At 63.3% G+C, this 15,701-nt stretch carries 11 protein-coding genes; 9 read left to right on the top strand and 2 right to left on the bottom strand.

Annotation, left to right across the window (positions count from 1 at the left end; genetic code table 11):
- Window position 1: 1 nt before the first annotated feature.
- Genes nuoL through JCM7686_RS12555 form a run of 9 tightly spaced genes read left to right on the top strand, consistent with a single transcriptional unit; the run spans window position 2 to window position 11,210 of the window.
- Window positions 2-2,137 carry an NADH-quinone oxidoreductase subunit L gene (nuoL, locus tag JCM7686_RS12595; protein WP_020951201.1) on the top strand — a complete coding sequence of 712 codons (2,136 nt, stop codon included), beginning with the start codon at window positions 2-4 and terminating at the stop codon, window positions 2,135-2,137.
- Window position 2,138: 1 nt separating this feature from the next.
- Window positions 2,139-3,683 (top strand): NADH-quinone oxidoreductase subunit M, encoded by a 1,545-nt coding sequence (locus JCM7686_RS12590; protein WP_020951200.1) that lies wholly within the window; start codon window positions 2,139-2,141, stop codon window positions 3,681-3,683.
- An 11-nt stretch (window positions 3,684-3,694) separates the two neighbouring features.
- Window positions 3,695-5,191 carry an NADH-quinone oxidoreductase subunit NuoN gene (gene nuoN, locus JCM7686_RS12585; protein ID WP_020951199.1) on the top strand — a complete coding sequence of 499 codons (1,497 nt, stop codon included), beginning with the start codon at window positions 3,695-3,697 and terminating at the stop codon, window positions 5,189-5,191.
- The gene (locus tag JCM7686_RS12580; protein WP_041527340.1) at window positions 5,184-5,948 is read left to right on the top strand and encodes a biotin--[acetyl-CoA-carboxylase] ligase; all 765 of its coding nucleotides are present in this window, start codon (window positions 5,184-5,186) and stop codon (window positions 5,946-5,948) included. Before nuoN ends, JCM7686_RS12580 begins: the two co-directional genes overlap by 8 nt.
- A complete protein-coding gene (locus JCM7686_RS12575) occupies window positions 5,948-6,727 on the top strand; it encodes a type III pantothenate kinase (RefSeq protein WP_020951197.1) in 780 nt (259 codons plus the stop codon). Before JCM7686_RS12580 ends, JCM7686_RS12575 begins: the two co-directional genes overlap by 1 nt.
- Window positions 6,720-8,396, top strand: a complete 1,677-nt coding sequence (locus JCM7686_RS12570; RefSeq protein WP_020951196.1) for a ribonuclease J — start codon at window positions 6,720-6,722, stop codon at window positions 8,394-8,396. Before JCM7686_RS12575 ends, JCM7686_RS12570 begins: the two co-directional genes overlap by 8 nt.
- Before the next feature lie 51 nt (window positions 8,397-8,447).
- Complete coding sequence (trmB, locus tag JCM7686_RS12565) at window positions 8,448-9,152, top strand: tRNA (guanine(46)-N(7))-methyltransferase TrmB (protein ID WP_020951195.1); 705 nt, start codon at window positions 8,448-8,450, stop codon at window positions 9,150-9,152.
- A gap of 25 nt (window positions 9,153-9,177) precedes the next feature.
- A complete protein-coding gene (aroA, locus tag JCM7686_RS12560) occupies window positions 9,178-10,512 on the top strand; it encodes a 3-phosphoshikimate 1-carboxyvinyltransferase (protein WP_020951194.1) in 1,335 nt (444 codons plus the stop codon).
- A 26-nt stretch (window positions 10,513-10,538) separates the two neighbouring features.
- Window positions 10,539-11,210, top strand: coding sequence for a class I SAM-dependent methyltransferase (locus tag JCM7686_RS12555; protein WP_020951193.1), 672 nt, complete (start codon window positions 10,539-10,541; stop codon window positions 11,208-11,210).
- Window positions 11,211-11,257: 47 nt separating this feature from the next.
- Here the strand turns inward: JCM7686_RS12555 and JCM7686_RS12550 are convergent, their stop codons facing one another.
- Together JCM7686_RS12550 and JCM7686_RS12545 are read right to left on the bottom strand one after the other, a co-directional pair.
- Complete coding sequence (locus JCM7686_RS12550) at window positions 11,258-13,150, bottom strand: propionyl-CoA synthetase (RefSeq protein ID WP_020951192.1); 1,893 nt, start codon at window positions 13,148-13,150, stop codon at window positions 11,258-11,260.
- A 175-nt stretch (window positions 13,151-13,325) separates the two neighbouring features.
- Complete coding sequence (locus JCM7686_RS12545; protein ID WP_020951191.1) at window positions 13,326-15,605, bottom strand: NADP-dependent malic enzyme; 2,280 nt, start codon at window positions 15,603-15,605, stop codon at window positions 13,326-13,328.
- Between the last annotated feature and the right edge of the window lie 96 nt (window positions 15,606-15,701).

Below are 15,701 nucleotides of genomic sequence, written 5' to 3'. Positions count from 1 at the left end.
CATGGAAAAGATCGTCCTCTTCGCGCCGCTCGTCGGTGCGCTGATCGCCGGTTTCGGCTGGCGACTCATCGGAGAGAAGGCCGCCCAATATCTGACCACGGGCCTGCTCTTTCTGGCCTGTATCCTGTCTTGGGTGATTTTCCTCGGCTATGACGGGGTTCCGCGCCATGTGCCGGTGCTCGACTGGATCGTGACCGGCGATTTTGTGTCGGAATGGGGCATCCGTCTCGACCGCCTGACTGCGATCATGCTGATCGTCGTCACCTCGGTCTCGGCGCTCGTTCATATGTATTCGATGGGTTATATGGCCCATGACGACAACTGGACCCATGACGAACACTATAAGGCGCGCTTCTTCGCCTATCTCTCGTTCTTCACCTTCGCCATGCTGATGCTGGTGACGGCCGACAACCTCTTGCAGATGTTCTTCGGCTGGGAGGGCGTGGGCGTCGCCTCTTATCTGCTGATCGGCTTCTATTATAAGAAGCAATCGGCGGGTGCGGCGGCGATGAAGGCCTTCATCGTCAACCGGGTCGGCGACTTCGGCTTCCTGCTCGGGATCTTCGGCCTCTACTGGCTGACCGGCACGATCAATTTCGACGCGATCTTCCAGCAAGTGCCCCAGATCGCCGAGACCAACCTGCATTTCCTCTGGCGCGACTGGAATGCCGCGAACCTCTTGGCCTTCCTGCTCTTTGTCGGCGCCATGGGTAAATCGGCACAGCTCTTCCTGCACACCTGGCTGCCGGATGCGATGGAAGGTCCGACCCCGGTGTCGGCGCTGATCCACGCCGCAACCATGGTGACCGCGGGCGTCTTCCTCGTCTGCCGGATGTCGCCGCTCTTTGAATTCGCGCCCGACACCAAGCATTTCATCGTCATCATTGGTGCCTCGACCGCGTTCTTCGCGGCGACGGTCGGCCTGGTGCAGAACGACATCAAGCGCGTGATCGCTTATTCGACCTGTTCGCAGCTCGGCTATATGTTCGTGGCCGCGGGTCTCGGCGTCTATTCGGTCGCGATGTTCCACCTGCTGACGCATGCTTTCTTCAAGGCAATGCTCTTCCTCGGCGCGGGCTCGGTCATCCATGCGATGCACCACGAGCAGGACATGCGCAACTACGGCGGTCTGCGCAAAAAGGTGCCGCTGACCTTCTGGGCGATGCTGATCGGCACTCTGGCGATCACCGGCGTCGGCATTCCGCTGACCACGATCGGTTTCGCGGGCTTCCTGTCGAAAGACGCCGTGATCGAGAGCGCCTGGGCGGGCAGCAATTACGCCTTCTGGATGCTGGTCATCGCGGCCTGCCTCACGAGCTTCTATTCCTGGCGCCTGATGTTCCTGACCTTCTGGGGCAAACCGCGCGGCGATCACCATGCCTATGATCATGCGCATGAAAGCCCGCTGGTGATGACCATTCCGCTTGGCGTTCTCGCCATTGGTGCGGTTCTGGCCGGGATGGTCTGGTACAAGCCCTTCTTCGGCGATCACCATGCGGTCGAGAAATTCTTCAGCATCGGCGGCGCAGAGGCTCATGCCGAGGACGAAGCTGCGCCAGTGACCCATGCGAGCGACGCCGCTCCGGGCACGGCCGAGGCTGCGACGACCGAAGCCGCGGGCCATGCCGCTCCGGCAGCCGAGACCGCTTCGGCCGATCACGGGTTGAACACCCATGTTCCGGCTCCGGTCGGGGGCGCGATCTATATGCATCCCGACAACCACATCATGGATGAGGCGCACCATTCCCCGAATTGGGTCAAGGTCTCGCCCTTCATCGCCATGCTGCTTGGTCTCTTCGTGGCTTGGATGATGTATATCCGTCATCCCTCGGCTCCGGCGAAGCTCGCCGCGCAGCAGCGGGTTCTCTACCAGTTCCTGCTCAACAAGTGGTATTTCGACGAGATCTACAACTTCATCTTCGTGCGTCCGGCGCTCTGGCTCGGCAAAGTCCTGTGGAAGGACGGCGACGGCAAGATCATCGACGGTTCAATCAATGGCGTGGCCCTTGGGGTGATCCCCCGCCTGACCCGCGCCGCCAGCCGGATGCAGTCTGGCTATATCTTCCACTACGCCTTTGCGATGGTTCTGGGCATCGTCGGCTTGCTGATCTGGGTGATGATGCGAGGCGCGCACTGATATGACGAACCTTCTTTCCATCATCACCTTCCTGCCGATTGTGGCGGCGGGCATTCTGGCGCTGTTCCTGCGCGGCCATGACGAGGCCGCCAACCGCAACGCCCGCTGGCTCGCGTTGATTGCCACAACGGCGACCTTCCTCATCTCGCTGATGGTCCTCTTCGGCTTTGATCCGGCCAATACCGGCTTCCAGTTCGTGGAAGACCGCGACTGGATCATGGGCCTCAAATACAAGATGGGCGTCGACGGCATCTCGATCCTCTTCGTGATGCTGACGACCTTCCTGATGCCTTTGACGATCCTCTCGACCTGGAGCGTCGAGAAGCGCGTCAAGGAATATATGATCGCCTTCCTCGTGCTCGAGGGGCTGATGATCGGCGTGTTCACCGCGCTGGATCTCGTGCTCTTCTACCTTTTCTTCGAGGCAGGTCTGATCCCGATGTTCCTGATCATCGGTATCTGGGGCGGCCAGAACCGCATCTATGCGGCCTTCAAGTTCTTCCTCTACACCTTCCTCGGCTCGGTGCTGATGCTGGTCGCGATGATCGCCATGTATCACATGGCAGGCACGACCGACATTCCGACCCTGCTGACCTTCAAATTCCCGTCCGAGACCTATCGTCTGCTGGGCGTGACCATCGTCGGCGGCACGCAGATGCTGCTGTTCCTGGCCTTCTTCGCAAGCTTCGCGGTCAAGATGCCGATGTGGCCGGTCCACACCTGGCTGCCCGATGCTCACGTTCAAGCGCCGACTGCCGGTTCGGTCGTGCTGGCCGCGATCTTGCTGAAAATGGGCGGTTACGGCTTCCTGCGCTTCTCACTGCCGATGTTCCCGGTCGCGAGCGGCGTCGCGCAGCCCTATATCTTCTGGCTCTCGGCGATTGCCATCGTCTACACTTCGCTGGTGGCGCTGGTGCAGTCCGACATGAAAAAGCTGATCGCTTATTCGTCGGTCGCGCATATGGGCTATGTCACGCTTGGTATTTTCACCGTGAACCAGCCGGGCGTTGATGGCGCGATCTTCCAGATGCTGTCGCATGGCTTCATCTCGGGCGCGCTCTTCCTCTGCGTCGGCGTGATCTATGACCGGATGCACACCCGCGAGATCGACGCTTACGGCGGTCTCGTGAACCGGATGCCAAAATATGCGCTGGTCTTCATGTTCTTCACCATGGCGAACGTCGGCCTGCCGGGGACCTCGGGCTTTGTCGGCGAGTTCCTGACGCTGCTTGGCGCCTTCCGGGTCAACACCTGGGTCGCTCTGGTCGCCACCTCGGGCGTGATCCTCTCGGCCTCTTACGCGCTCTGGCTCTACCGTCGCGTGACCTTCGGCCAGCTGGTCAAGGAAAGCCTCAAGACGATCAGCGACATGACCGCGCGCGAGCGCTGGATCTTCGTGCCGCTGATCGCGATGACGCTGATCCTTGGCGTCTATCCGCGCGCCGTCACCGATATCACCGGACCTGCGGTCACTTCGCTTATCAATCACTACAATGCCAGCCAGCCGGCCGCGCCTGCGGTCGCTGCGGCTGACGCAAGCCACTAAGGGGGGCGGCTATGACATCGCTCGATTTCTCAACCATCCTCCCGGAATTCACGCTGGCGATCTATGCGCTTCTGGCGCTGATGGCGGGGGCCTATTTCGGCAAGGACGCGCTGGCGCGACCGATCCTCTGGGTCACGGTCGCGGCGCTGTTGATCGTCGCGGCCATGACCGGGCTCGGCGAGCACAGCGACACCCGCGCCTTCCATGACATGTTCATCGACGACGCCTTCGCGCGCTTTGCCAAGGTGGTGGCGCTGGTCGGCGCGGCGGCCGTTCTGGCGATGAGCGCAGATTTCCTTGAACGCCAGGGGCTTTTGCGCTTCGAGCTGCCGATCCTGATCGCGCTCGCGGTGGTCGGCATGATGGTGATGATCTCTGCCGGAGACCTGCTGACCCTTTACATGGGCCTCGAGCTGCAATCGCTCGCGCTCTATGTCGTGGCGGCCATCCGGCGCGAGAGCGCGCGCTCGTCCGAAGCGGGCCTCAAATATTTCGTCCTTGGCGCGCTGTCGTCGGGGATGCTGCTTTACGGCGCCTCGCTGGTCTATGGCTTTGCCGGGACCACGAATTTCGCGGGCATCATCCAGACCGTGAACGCCGGGCATCTGCCGCTTGGCCTGCTGTTCGGCATGGTCTTCCTGCTAGTCGGTCTGGCCTTCAAAGTCTCGGCGGTGCCCTTCCACATGTGGACCCCCGATGTCTATGAGGGCTCGCCGACGCCGGTGACCGCTTTCTTCGCCACCGCGCCGAAAGTCGCGGCCATGGCACTGATCGCGCGGGTGATGTTTGACGCTTTCGGCCATGTGCCGGGCGACTGGACCCAGATCATCGCGCTGCTGGCGCTTCTGTCGATGTTCCTCGGCTCGATCGCGGGGATCGGTCAGCGCAACGTCAAGCGTCTGATGGCCTATTCCTCGATTGCCCATATGGGCTTTGCGCTGATCGGGCTTGCCGCCGGGACGGCTTACGGCGTTCAGACCATGCTGGTCTACATGACCATCTATACGATCATGAACGTCGGCACCTTTGCCTTCATCCTGTCGATGGAGCGGGACGGGGTTCCGGTCACCGACATCAAGGCGATGAACCAGTTTGCGAAGACCTCACCGACCAAGGCTCTGGCGCTGCTGATCCTCTTCTTCAGCCTCGCGGGCGTGCCGCCGATGTTGGGCTTTTTCGCGAAATTCGGCGTGCTCTCGGCGGCGATTAGCGCGGGGCTCGGCTGGCTTGCGGTTCTGGGCGTGATCGCTTCGGTGATCGGGGCGTTCTACTACCTCCGCATCGTCTACTACATCTATTTCGGCGATGAGGGCGAAGCCATCACCAGCCGGATGAGCAGCCCGCAATATGTCGCGCTGATCGGCGCGGCGGCGATCACGCTGCTGGGCGCGGTCTCGATGCTCGGCATCGACAAAGCGGCTGGACGCGCCGCCGAGTCGCTTGTTGGCCCGACCGTTGCCGCAGCCGCGACCCCGGGAACCGTCGCAGAGCCCGACGCCGTTGAGTGAGGGCTGGCCCGACGGTGTGGCCCGGTTCGTGCTGGCGAGCATCGGCAGCACGAATGCCGAGGGGCTCCGTCTGGCGCCGACGTTGTCCGGTCCGGCCTGGATCCTGACGCTTGACCAGACCGCAGGCCGCGGTCGGCGAGGGCGGGGTTGGACCATGCCGGCCGGAAACTTCGCGGGCACTTTGGTGACGCGGCCAAAGGGTGGGCTCGCGGTTGCGGCCCAGCTCTCTTTTGTCGCGGCGCTTGCCCTTTATGATGCTTTGGCGCAGGCCGCTGGCCCGTCGGTGCGGCTTGCGATCAAATGGCCGAACGACGTGCTGCTCAATGGCGGCAAGGTCGCGGGCATCTTGCTTGAAAGCGCGGGCACGGCCTCCGAGCAGCCCGCCGTGGCCGTCGGCATCGGCATCAACCTTGCTGCCGCACCGCCGCCCGAGCTGGTCGAGCCGGGCGCGGTCCTGCCGGTCTCTGTTCTGGGCGAAAGCGGCTTTGCCGTGCCGCCCGAGGATTTCCTCGACCTGCTTGCTCCGGCTTTCGCGCGGTGGCAGCATCAGCTTGAGACCTTCGGCTTCGCGCCGATCCGCACCGCTTGGCTGCAACGCGCCGCACGTCTGGGCGAGGTCATCATTGCCCGCACCGGCGGCACCGAGACCGAGGGCGTCTTCGAGGGCATCGACGAGGCTGGCGCGCTGGTCCTGATGACCGCCGAGGGCCGCAAGGTCATTCCGGCGGCGGATGTCTATTTTCAGGGGGCGCGGTGATGCTGCTCTGTATTGATACCGGCAACACCAATACCGTTTTCGGTATCTTCGACGGCGACAAACTGCTGGCGCAATGGCGGATCTCGACCGATCACCGACGCACGGCGGATGAGTATTTCGTCTGGCTCTCGACGCTGATGACGGTCCAGAAGTTCGAGCTGAATATCGGGGCCTGTATCATCAGCTCGACCGCGCCGCGCGTGGTCTTCAACCTGCGCGTCCTCTGCCATCGCTATTTCGACACGCGCCCGCTGGTCGTCGGCAAGCCCGATTGCCTGCTGCCGGTCGCGCCGCGTGTTGATGCGGGCACGGTCGTCGGCCCGGACCGGCTGGTCAATGCCGTCGGTGCTTTCGAGCGGCACGGCCCGGATCTCGTCGTTGTCGATTTCGGCACGGCAACCACCTTTGACGTGGTGGCTGATGACGGCGCCTATGTTGGCGGCGTGATCGCGCCCGGCGTCAATCTTTCGCTCGAGGCGCTTCATATGGGAGCCGCCTCACTTCCCCATGTCGATGTCACCATGCCCAGCAAGGTCATCGGCACCAATACGGTCGCCTGTATTCAGTCCGGCATCTTCTGGGGCTATATCGGCCTTGTCGAAGGCATTGTTGCCAAGATCCGGGACGAACGCGGCCTTTCCATGAAAATCATCGGAACAGGAGGCCTCGCGCCGCTGTTCGAACAAGGAACGAATGTGTTCGACGCCATTGAAGAAGATCTGACCATGCATGGTCTTCGATTGATTTATGACTTCAACAAGGAGGCCGGAAATGTCTGACCGCCTGATTTATCTGCCTCTTGGCGGTGCCGGTGAAATCGGCATGAACGCCTATGTCTATGGCTATGGCCAGCCCGGGAAAGAGCGCCTGATCGTCGTCGATCTGGGCGTGACCTTCGGCGATATGGACTCGGCCCCTGGCATCGACCTGATCATGGCCGATGTGACCTGGCTCGAGAAAAACCGCGACCGGATCGAAGGGATCTTCATCACCCACGGGCATGAGGATCACATTGGCGCGCTTGGCCATCTCTGGGGGCGTATCAAGGCGCCGATCCATTGCCGCCGCTTCACCGGGGCTTTGGCCGCGCTCAAGATGGACGAGCAAGGCCAGCCGACCGAGGCGATCAAGATCCACGAGCCGCGCCCCTCGGTCATTCAGGCCGGGCCTTTCGCCGTGCAATTCGTGCCGATCAGCCATTCGATCCCGGAAAGCGCCGCGCTCATCATCGACACGCCCGCGGGCCGCATCGTCCACACCGGCGATTTCAAACTCGACGGCACCCCGGTCGTGGGCGAGGCCTTTGACCCGGTCGTCTGGCATCAGATCGCCAATGAGGGCAATGGCGTCAAAGTTCTGACCTGCGACTCGACCAATATCTTTAGCCCCAATCCGGGCCGGTCCGAGGCGGTGCTTGCCAATCCGCTGCTCGATTTCGTCGTGGCGCAAAAGGGCATGGTGGTCGCGACCACCTTTGCCTCGAACGTCGCCCGTCTGAAGACCTTGGCCGAGGCCGCTTTGGCCGCCGGTCGCAAGGTCTGCCTGCTCGGCCGCGCCATGCGCAAGATGGTGACCGTCGCCCAAGAGACCGGGGTTCTGCGCAACTTCCCCGGCGTGATCTCGCCCGAAGAGGCCTCCGATCTGCCGCGCGACAAGGTCATGCTGATCGTCACCGGCAGTCAGGGCGAGCGTCGCGCCGCCACGGCGCAGCTCTCGCGCGGGCGCTATCTTGGGCTGCAGCTGAAAGAGGGCGACAGCTTCCTCTTCAGCTCGCGCACCATTCCCGGCAATGAGCGCGATGTCATCCGCATCATGAACGCTTTCTCCGAAATGGGGGTCGATGTTTTCGACGCCGAGGACGGGCTTTACCATGTCTCGGGCCACGCGAACCGTCCCGATATCGAGGCGGTCCATGAGCTCTTGAAGCCGCGCATCGTCATTCCGATGCATGGCGAGCATATGCATTTGCGCGAACATGCCCAGATCGCGGCAGGCAAGGGCATTGCCTCGGCCGTGGCGACCAATGGCACGATGCTGGATCTGACCGGCGATCGTCCGGTGGTCGTTGACCGGATCGAAACGAGTCGCGTCTATCTTGATGGCTCGGTCCTGATCGGGGCGATGGACGGGATCGTGCGCGACCGCATCCGCATGGCGCTGAACGGTCATGCCACGGTCTCGGTGATCGTCGATGAAGACGACAATGCTCTGCCCGATGCTTGGGTCGAAACCATGGGCCTGCCCGCGCGCGGTCGCGCCGGAGTGGCGCTGATCGACCATATCGAAAGCGAGCTGTCGGACTTTCTCGAACGCGTCGACGACAAGACCGTGATGGATGATGACCGTCTCGAAGAGGCGATCCGCAAGATCACGCGTCAGGTCTCGATGGAAGAGATCGGCAAGAAGCCCGAGGTGACGGTGGTCATCAGCCGGCTCGCCGCCGAGTAAGGAGCAAAGCCCGCGCTTGACCTTTCGGCGCGGCGCGGGCAAAGCGCGGGCATGAGCGAATTCGATCCGACCCCACCGCGCCGCAATTTCTATGGCCGCCGTTTCGGCAAGACTCTGCGGCAAAGCCAGAAGGGCTATCTCTCCGAGGATCTCGGAGAGCTGCGCCCGCGTGGCATCACCTTCGAGGAAAACCCCGAGCGTTTGCCCTTCGATCCGGCCAGCGTCTTTGGCGATGACCGCCCGGTCTGGCTGGAGGTCGGCTTCGGTGGTGGTGAGCACATGGTCCATATGGCCGCGCGCTACCCAGAGGTCGGGATCATTGGCTGCGAGCCCTTCATCAATGGCGTCGCCATGCTTCTGGGCAAGATCCGCGCGGCGGGCGTCGAAAACGTCAGCGTCCATCCGGGCGATGCCCGCGATCTGATGGATGTGCTGCCGGCGGGCTCGATTTCCAAGGCCTTCCTCAACTATCCCGATCCCTGGCCCAAGGCGCGCCACCACCGCCGCCGTTTCGTCACGCCCGAGCATCTCATCCCGCTTCACCGCGTGCTGAAGTCGGGTGCCGAGTTCCGTGTCGCGACCGATATTCCCGATTACGTCCGCCAGACGCTGGAAGAGGTGCCGCCCGCAGGCTTTACGCTGGTCCATGAAGGGCCGGAGGCTTGGGAGGATTGGCTCTCGACCCGCTATGAGCAGAAGGCCCTGCGTGAGGGCCGTGCGCCCCATTACGTCACCTTCCGCCGCAACGACGCCTGACCGCGTTTACTGAAAGGCCCGCCCGATGTCCCATTCCGCCGAACCCAAACCGATGACCGCGCACCGCTCGGGCGCGCTCAAGGGGGATGCCGCCGTGCCGGGCGACAAGTCGATCAGCCACCGCGCGCTGATCCTTGGTGCGCTGGCGGTGGGCGAAACCAAGATCACCGGCCTTCTCGAAGGCGAGGATGTGATCGACACCGCCAAGGCGATGCGCGCTTTCGGGGCCAAGGTCGAGCGCACGGGCGAGGGCGCCTGGACCGTGAATGGCGTGGGCGTCGGCGGCTTTGCCGAGCCCGAGGGCGTGATTGATTGCGGCAACTCCGGCACCGGCGTGCGCCTGATCATGGGCGCGATGGCGACGACCCCGATCACCGCGACTTTCACCGGTGACGCAAGCCTCTCGCGCCGTCCGATGGGCCGCGTGACCGATCCGGTCGCGCTTTTCGGGGCCGAGATTTCCGCGCGCGAAGGCGGGCTTTTGCCGGTGACGATCAAGGGCGCGGTTGATCCGGTGCCGGTGCGCTACACCACGCCGGTGGCCAGCGCGCAGATCAAATCGGCGGTTCTCTTCGCAGGGTTGAACGCGCCGGGCGAAACCGTCGTCATCGAGAAAGAGGCGACGCGCGATCACACCGAGCGCATGTTTGCAGGCTTTGGCGCGACCATCCGCACCGAGGTCACCGATGAGGGCCATGTCATCACCCTGACCGGCCGTCCCGAGCTGAAGGGCCAGACCGTCGCCGTGCCGCGCGATCCGTCCAGCGCCGCTTTCCCGGTGGCTGCCGCGCTGATCGTGCCGGGCTCGGAGATTCGCGTGCCGGGCGTCAGCCGCAACCCGACTCGCGATGGGCTTTATGTCACGCTTCTGGAAATGGGCGCGGATATCACCTTTGAAAACACCCGCGAAGAGGGCGGCGAGCCGGTGGCCGATTTGGTCGTGCGCCATTCCAAGCTGAAAGGCGTCTCGGTCCCGGCCGAGCGCGCGGCCAGCATGATCGACGAATTCCCGATCCTCTCGGTCGTGGCCTGTTTTGCCGAAGGCGCGACGGTGATGAATGGCGTGGCCGAGCTCCGCGTCAAGGAGAGCGACCGCATTGATGCAATGGCCGTCGGCCTGCGCGCCAATGGCGCGAGCGTCGATGAGACCCGCGACAGCATGACCGTGCATGGCACGGGCAGCCTGAAGGGCGGGGCCTGCGCGGTCACGCATCTCGATCACCGCATCGCCATGTCCTTCCTCGTTGCGGGGCTGGCCTCGGATCAGCCGATCAGCGTCGATGATGGCGCGCCGATCATGACCTCTTTCCCGGTCTTCCTGCCGCTGATGAGCGCGCTTGGCGCCAAGATCGAGGGCTGATTTCCCTTCACCTGCAGGAGAAACCGATGTCGTCTTTCTCGGATCCCGATCAGGTAGCGCGTTATACGGAAGGCCCGGTGCGACAAGTGCCGGGCTTTCGCGATATGCAGCGCATGGCAGCACTTTTGCTGGCGGAATCGCTTGGACCCGAGGGCGAGGTGCTGGTTCTGGGCGCAGGCGGCGGGCTTGAGCTGCGGCTTTTTGCCGAAGGCCAGCCGGGGTGGCGCTTCACCGGGGTCGATCCCTCGGCCGAGATGCTGGCCCTCGCGCGGGAGGTCGCGGCGCCCTTTGCCGCGCGCATCGCGCTGCATGAGGGCTATATCGAGACCGCGCCAGACGGCCCCTTTGACGGCGCGACTTGCCTGCTGACGATGCATTTTGTGCCGCGTGAGCAGCGCGTGCCGACGCTGCGCGCCCTGCGCCAGAGGCTGAAGCCCGGCGCGCCGCTGATCCTTGCGCATCACAGCTTTCCTCAGGACGAGGCGCGCCGCGCACTTTGGCTCTCGCGCTATGCGGCCTTTGCAGCTGCCTCTGGCGTCGCCGAAGCCAATGCCCGCAATGCCGCTAAGGCGATTGGCGAGCGGTTGCCGATCTTGTCCCCGCGAGAGGATGAGGCGGCGCTGGCCGAGGCCGGTTTCACCGATATCAGCCTCTTTTATGCGGGCTTTTCCTTCCGGGGTTGGATCGCCACCGCCTGAGTGACGGGGGTGGACGGGCGACCAGTGGCCGCCCGCCAGCGTGGGGCTCAAGCTTTGGCGTAACCGATGGTTTGCAGCGCCGCGCGGATCTCGTCGAGGATCGCGGGATCGTCGATGGTCGCCGGGGGCTTGAAGCTTTCGCTATCGGCGATTTTGGCCATGGTCGCGCGCAGGATCTTGCCCGAGCGCGTCTTCGGCAGCCTGTCGATCACCACTGCCGATTTGAAGGCCGCGACCGGGCCGATGCAGTCGCGCACCAGTGCCACCACCTCGCGCACGACCTCGGCATGGGGCTTTTGCGCGCCTTTCTTGAGGCAGAGAAAGCCGACCGGCATCTGGCCCTTGAGCGCATCCGCCGCGCCGATCACCGCGCATTCCGCGACATCGGGATGGGCGGCCAGAACCTCCTCGATCGCGCCGGTGGACAGGCGGTGGCCCGCGACATTGATGACATCATCGGTGCGCGCCATGATATAGACATAGCCGTCTTCATCGAGATAGCCCGCGTCGCCGGTCTCATAATAGCCCGGGAATTTCTCGAGATAGCTTTTGCGAAACCGCGCCTCGGCATTCCAGAGCCCCGGCAGCGTGCCCGGAGGTAGCGGCAGGCGGATCGCAATCGCGCCAAGCGTGCCCGCCGGAACCGGATGGCCGTCGTCGTCGAGGATTGCGATCTCATAGCCCGGCATCGGCTTCGTCGGACTGCCGGGTTTGACCGGCAAAAGCTCGATGCCAAAGGGGTTTGCGGCAATCGCCCAGCCGGTCTCGGTCTGCCACCAGTGGTCGATGACCGGCACCTTGAGATGCTTCGCCGCCCAAGCGATGGTTTCCGGATCGGCGCGCTCGCCCGCCAGAAACACCGCCTGCAGGTTCGAGAGGTTGTAATCCTTGATGAGCAGACCCTCGGGATCTTCGCGGCGGATGGCGCGCAAGGCGGTGGGCGCGGTGAAGAAGCTTTTCACCTTATGGTTCTGGATGACCTGCCAGAACATGCCCGCATCCGGCGTGCCGACCGGCTTGCCTTCATAGACGATCGAGGTCGCGCCGGTGATCAGCGGGCCATAGCAGATATAGCTGTGACCGACGACCCAGCCGACATCCGAGGCGGTCCAGAAGCGGTCTCCGGCCTCGATGTTGTAGATGTTCTTCATCGTCCAGCTGAGCGCCACGAGATAGCCCGCCGTGTGGCGGATCACTCCCTTGGGCTGGCCGGTCGTGCCGGATGTGTAGAGAATATAAAGCGGGTGATTGCCCTCGACCGGGACGCATTCGGCGGGCTCGACGCCAAAGCGGAAGCTGTGCCAAGCGAAGTCGCGGCCGGGGATGAGCTCGCAGATTTCCTGCTCGCGCTGATAGATCACGCAGAAATCGGGCTTATGGGCGGAGAGCTCGATCGCCTGATCGAGCAAGGGCTTGTAATGGACGATTCGGCCCGGCTCGATCCCGCAAGAGGCGGCAATGATCGCCTTGGGTTTGCAATCCTCGATGCGCACCGCGAGCTCATTCGCGGCAAAGCCGCCGAAGACCACCGAATGGACCGCGCCGATGCGGGCGCAGGCGAGCATCGCCTCGACCGCCTGGGGGATCATCGGCATGTAAATGATGACGCGGTCGCCCTTCTGGACGCCCTTGGCGCGCAGCCCGCCCGCGATCTCGGCGACATGATCGCGCAGCTCGCGGTAGGTGGTGCCTTTGACGGTATGGGTGACGGGCGAGGAATGGATGAGCGCCAGCTGATCGCCGCGACCGGCCTCGACATGACGGTCAACCGCGTTCCAGCAGGTGTTCACTAGCCCGTCCGAGAACCATTCATAAAGCGGCGCATTTTCGTCAAAGAGCGCTTTCGAGGGCGGCCTTATCCAGTCGATCGAGCGTGCCGCCTCCATCCAGAATGCCTCGGGGTCGGACTTCCAGCCGTCGTAGATATCGATGTATGCCATAGTATCCCCTCACCTCTCGCAGCTTTGTTACGCCGTGAACGCAGAGGGCGCAACAAAGCTGCGCCCTCTGGTTGCGATAACAGGGATATGTTGGCACAAACAGGCCCGGTCCGCTCTTGTGCGAAAGGCCTATGGCCGGCCAGAGGTCCGGCCAGCCATGCGGTCAGCCACCCGATCAGCCGTAGTGATTGACCGGCGTGCCTGCGATGGCGGCCATATTCAGCAGCCCGCGCGTGGTGATCGAGGGGGTCACGATATGGGCGCGGTTGCCCATGCCCATCAGGATGGGGCCAACCTCAAGGCCGTTTGCCTTCATCTTCAACGCGTTGCGCACGCCAGAGGCCGAGTCGGTTCCCGAGAAGACCAGCACATTCGCCGCACCTTCGATCCGCGAATTCGGCAAGAGCCGCTCGCGCAGGGCCGGATCGAGCGCCGAATCGACATGCATTTCGCCATCGAAGACGAAATCGACATTGCGCGATTGCAGGATTTCCAGCGCCGCGCGCATCTTGCGCCCGGAATCGGTGTCGAGATTGCCGAATTGCGAATGGCTGCAGAGCGCGACCTTCGCCTCCATGCCGAACCGGCGGACATGGCGGGCCGCGCCAATCGCGGCCTCGGCGACCTGCTCGGGCGTCGGCGCGTGGTTGACCTGCGTGTCGGTCACGAACAGCGGGCCGTCTTCAAGGATCAGCAGCGAGAGCGCGCCGACCGGGCAATGGCCGTCCCGGGCAAGGATCTGGCGGATATAGTTCAAATGCCAGGAATATTGCCCGAAGGTGCCGCAGATCAGGCTGTCGGCCTCGCCGCGATGGACCATGACCGCGCCAATCGCCGTGGTATTCGTGCGCATGATCGCGCGGGCGATGTCGGGCGTGACGCCCTGACGCGCCATCAGCTCGTGATAGGTGCCCCAGTAATCGCGGTAGCGCGGGTCGTTTTCGGGGTTCACGATCTCGAAATCGACATTCGGGCGGATCGGCAGACCGGCACGCTCGGCGCGCATCTCGATGACCTCGGGGCGACCGATCAGGATCGGCACCTCGGTGGTTTCCTCAAGCATGGCATTGGCGGCGCGCAGGACGCGCTCATCCTCGCCCTCGGCAAAGACGATGCGGCGCTTGGCGGTCGCGGCGATCTCGAAGACCGGGCGCATGATCAACGCCGAGCGGAAGACCGAGCCGTCGAGCCGGTGCTTGTAGGCCGGGATATCCTCGATCGGACGGGTGGCGACGCCAGAGTCCATCGCGGCTTTGGCAACGGCGGTGGCGACGATACCGATCAGCCGGGGATCGAAGGGTTTCGGGATCAGGTAATCGGCGCCAAAGCTCAGACGCTCGCCCTGATAGGCCGCCGCCGCCTCGGCCGAGGTGGTCGCGCGGGCGAGGGCCGCAATCGCGTCGATACAGGCGAGCTGCATCTCATCATTGATCGTGGTCGCGCCGACATCAAGCGCGCCGCGGAAGATGAAGGGGAAGCACAGGACGTTGTTGACCTGGTTCGGGAAATCCGAGCGCCCGGTCGCGATGATCGCATCGGGGGCGACCTGACGGACCTCGTCGGGCAGGATTTCGGGCGTCGGATTGGCAAGCGCAAACACGATCGGACGCTTGGCCATTTTCGCAACCATTTCGGGCGTCAGCACGCCCGGACCCGAGAGGCCGAGGAAGAGATCCGCCCCTTCGATCACCTGATCGAGCGTGCGCAGATCGGTCTTCTGGGCATATTCCTCTTTTTGCGGGGTCATCTGCTCGTTGCGGCCCTCATAGACCAGACCGGCAAGGTCGCAGAGCCAGACATTCTCGCGTTTGACGCCCAGCTTGAGCAGCATGTTGAGGCAAGCGATCCCCGCCGCGCCGCCGCCGGTCGAGACGACCTTGATCTGGTCGAAAGACTTGCCCGAGACGCGGAGCGCATTGGTTGCCGCCGCGCCGACGACGATGGCGGTGCCGTGCTGGTCATCGTGGAAGACCGGGATATTCATCCGCTCGCGGCAGATCTTTTCGACGATGAAGCAATCGGGCGCCTTGATGTCTTCAAGGTTGATCGCGCCGAAGCTCGGCTCAAGCGCGCAGACGATCTCGGCGAGCTTTTCCGGGTCAGTCTGATTGAGCTCGATGTCAAAGCAATCGATATTGGCGAATTTCTTGAAGAGGACGGCCTTGCCTTCCATCACCGGTTTCGAGGCGAGCGCGCCGATATTGCCAAGCCCCAGAACCGCGGTGCCATTCGTAACCACCGCGACCAGATTGGCGCGCGCGGTATAAAGAGCAGCATTGGCCGGATCGGCCTTGATCTCAAGACAGGCTTCGGCCACGCCCGGCGAATAAGCGCGGCTTAAATCGCGGCCATTGGCCATGGGTTTCGTCGCACGGACCTCGAGTTTGCCCGGGCGCGGATATTGGTGATAATCCAGTGCGGCCTGCCGAGCATTGTCCTGTCTGCGTTCTTTCATCTCGCCCTCCACGGAATGGTTCAGCGTTAAACTATTTTTTTGACTGCGAACAGGGGGCGAAGCGCCGCTTGCACAACTTAGGTCCTGCGCGCAAGA

The organism is Paracoccus aminophilus JCM 7686 (genome assembly GCF_000444995.1).
Classification (GTDB): domain Bacteria; phylum Pseudomonadota; class Alphaproteobacteria; order Rhodobacterales; family Rhodobacteraceae; genus Paracoccus; species Paracoccus aminophilus.
Note: the sequence above shows the minus strand (reverse complement) of the source record. Positions and strands in the feature narration are given on the sequence as shown.

Excerpts from the sequence above, each read along its gene's own strand:
- nuoL (WP_020951201.1), top strand. The coding sequence starts at position 2 with ATGGAAAAGATCGTCCTCTTCGCGCCGCTCGTCGGTGCGCTGATCGCC.
- JCM7686_RS12590 (WP_020951200.1), top strand. The coding sequence starts at position 2,139 with ATGACGAACCTTCTTTCCATCATCACCTTCCTGCCGATTGTGGCGGCG.
- nuoN (WP_020951199.1), top strand. The coding sequence starts at position 3,695 with ATGACATCGCTCGATTTCTCAACCATCCTCCCGGAATTCACGCTGGCG.
- JCM7686_RS12575 (WP_020951197.1), top strand. The coding sequence starts at position 5,948 with ATGCTGCTCTGTATTGATACCGGCAACACCAATACCGTTTTCGGTATC.
- JCM7686_RS12570 (WP_020951196.1), top strand. The coding sequence starts at position 6,720 with ATGTCTGACCGCCTGATTTATCTGCCTCTTGGCGGTGCCGGTGAAATC.
- trmB (WP_020951195.1), top strand. The coding sequence starts at position 8,448 with ATGAGCGAATTCGATCCGACCCCACCGCGCCGCAATTTCTATGGCCGC.
- aroA (WP_020951194.1), top strand. The coding sequence starts at position 9,178 with ATGTCCCATTCCGCCGAACCCAAACCGATGACCGCGCACCGCTCGGGC.
- JCM7686_RS12555 (WP_020951193.1), top strand. The coding sequence starts at position 10,539 with ATGTCGTCTTTCTCGGATCCCGATCAGGTAGCGCGTTATACGGAAGGC.
- JCM7686_RS12550 (WP_020951192.1), bottom strand. The coding sequence starts at position 13,150 with ATGGCATACATCGATATCTACGACGGCTGGAAGTCCGACCCCGAGGCA.
- JCM7686_RS12545 (WP_020951191.1), bottom strand. The coding sequence starts at position 15,605 with ATGAAAGAACGCAGACAGGACAATGCTCGGCAGGCCGCACTGGATTAT.